The following is a 1,999-nucleotide window of genomic DNA, read 5'->3' on the forward strand; positions in this document are numbered from 1 at the left end:
AACGAAAGGGCTCGAAAAGAACGCATGATTTCGTGCCCAGGTTACCTCAGGAGAACCGCATGAACGCATCTGTGAAGACAGCCGCCGCGGCACCGCTGCTGCACACCACGCCCGGCTTCGAGAGCGACGGCCGTGGTGCCTGTCCTATCCGCGAGGTGCTCGACCGCGTCGGCGACACCTGGAGCATCCTGGTCATCATCAACCTTCAGGAGCAGCCGGTGCGCTTCAATGCGTTGAAGCGCTCCATCGAAGGCATTTCGCAGCGCATGCTGACGGTTACCTTGCGCTCGCTCGAGCGCGACGGGCTGGTCACGCGTACCGTGCGGCCAACGACGCCGCCGGAGGTCGAGTACGGATTGACCGAACTCGGCCAGTCGATAGCCGTACCGATCGCAGCACTCGGCAGCTGGGCGGCAAATAATCGCGACCACATGCGCCAGGCCAGACAAGCGTTCGACCTCGAATCGTGAACTCGCGCAGGAATCGGAATGCGGCGGCCATCATGACGGCCTAGCCTCGGCGCCATCTAGAGATGGAGCGCCGCCATGAATGCCGACAACATTGTTTCGAGCCTGGATTGGGGGCGAATCGCCAGTGACCTCGACGAATTCGGGGTCGCGCCGACTGGTCCCTTGCTCGACCGGCAGACCTGCCTCGACCTGAGGGCGCTCTACGAGCACGACAAACATTTTCGTAGCCGGATCGTCATGCAGCGCCACGGCTTTGGATCGGGCGAGTACAAATATTTCGGCAATCCGCTGCCCGAGACGATATCGGGCCTGCGCCACGCCTTTTACGGACGGCTGGCACCTCTGGCCAATGGCTGGAACGAGCGTATGGGGCTCGACCGGCGCTATCCCGATGAACTCGACGCGTTCCTTGCCGAATGCCACGCCGACGGCCAGACCAAGCCGACGCCGCTTTTGCTGAAATATGGCGCGGGCGATTACAACTGCCTGCATCAGGACGTCTACGGCGCGCACCTGTTTCCAGTGCAGCTGGTGATTCTGCTCTCCGACCCGCAATCCGAGTTCGAGGGCGGCGAGTTTGTGATGACCGAGCAGCGTCCGCGTATGCAATCGCGCGCCGAAGTGGTATCGCTTGGCATCGGGCAGGGCGCGCTGTTTGCCGTCAACGACCGACCAAAGGCCGGCACGCGTGGTGATTACCGCGTCAAGATGCGCCACGGCGTCAGCCGGATACGTGCAGGCGAGCGCTTCACGCTTGGGGTTATCTTCCACGACGCGAAATGAGCCGGCTCCCAGCCGCAGCGTTGACATTCCAGGATGTTTCGCCTAGTTAGCCGCCAACGCCGGGCCGAACGCCCGGTGTTTTATTTGACGTGTCCCGTGGACCTTTTCCGCAATGCGTGCGTGGAAGATCCTGTCAGGCTTCGAAAACGGAGGCCAGAGGAGGGCGCGTTTCCTTCACTCGAAACATGAGGTTTCGGGTGTATTGTTTTGAAAGGGAATGCGATGAGCAAGCGCGAATCCGCGAAATACAAGATTGACCGCCGTCTTGGCGAGAACATTTGGGGCCGCCCGAAGTCCCCGGTTAACAAGCGTGAATACGGCCCCGGCCAGCACGGCCAGCGCCGCAAGGGCAAGCTCTCGGACTTCGGTCTGCAGCTGCGCGCCAAGCAGAAGCTGAAGGGTCACTACGGCGACGTTTCGGAAAAGCAGTTCCGCAAGACCTACGAAGAGGCTAACCGCCGCAAGGGCGACACCTCCGAGAACCTGATCGGCCTGCTCGAGTCGCGTCTGGATGCGGTCGTCTACCGCGCCAAGTTCGTGCCGACCATTTTCGCGGCCCGTCAGTTCGTCAACCACGGCCATGTCAACGTCAACGGCGTCCGCACCAACATTAGCTCGTACCGCTGCAAGGCTGGCGACGTGATCGAGGTCCGCGAGAAGTCGAAGCAGCTGGTCATAGTGCTTGAGGCCGTTGGTCTCGCCGAGCGCGACGTTCCTGACTACATCGAAGTCGATCACAACAAGAT

At 61.4% G+C, this 1,999-nt stretch carries 3 protein-coding genes; all 3 read left to right on the forward strand.

Translation table 11 applies throughout. The features are described from left to right. The first annotated feature begins 59 nt into the window (after positions 1–59). Positions 60–470, forward strand: coding sequence for a winged helix-turn-helix transcriptional regulator (locus AC1DUU_RS30605; RefSeq protein WP_476787069.1), 411 nt, complete (start codon positions 60–62; stop codon positions 468–470). Between the two features lie 75 nt (positions 471–545). After that, positions 546–1,253, forward strand: a complete 708-nt coding sequence (locus AC1DUU_RS30610; RefSeq protein ID WP_476787070.1) for a 2OG-Fe(II) oxygenase — start codon at positions 546–548, stop codon at positions 1,251–1,253. Positions 1,254–1,475: 222 nt separating this feature from the next. After that, the coding region (gene rpsD, locus AC1DUU_RS30615; RefSeq protein ID WP_476787071.1) for a 30S ribosomal protein S4 at positions 1,476–1,999 on the forward strand (524 nt) is incomplete at its 3' end.

The organism is Aminobacter sp. P4_H6_2 (genome assembly GCF_056400805.1).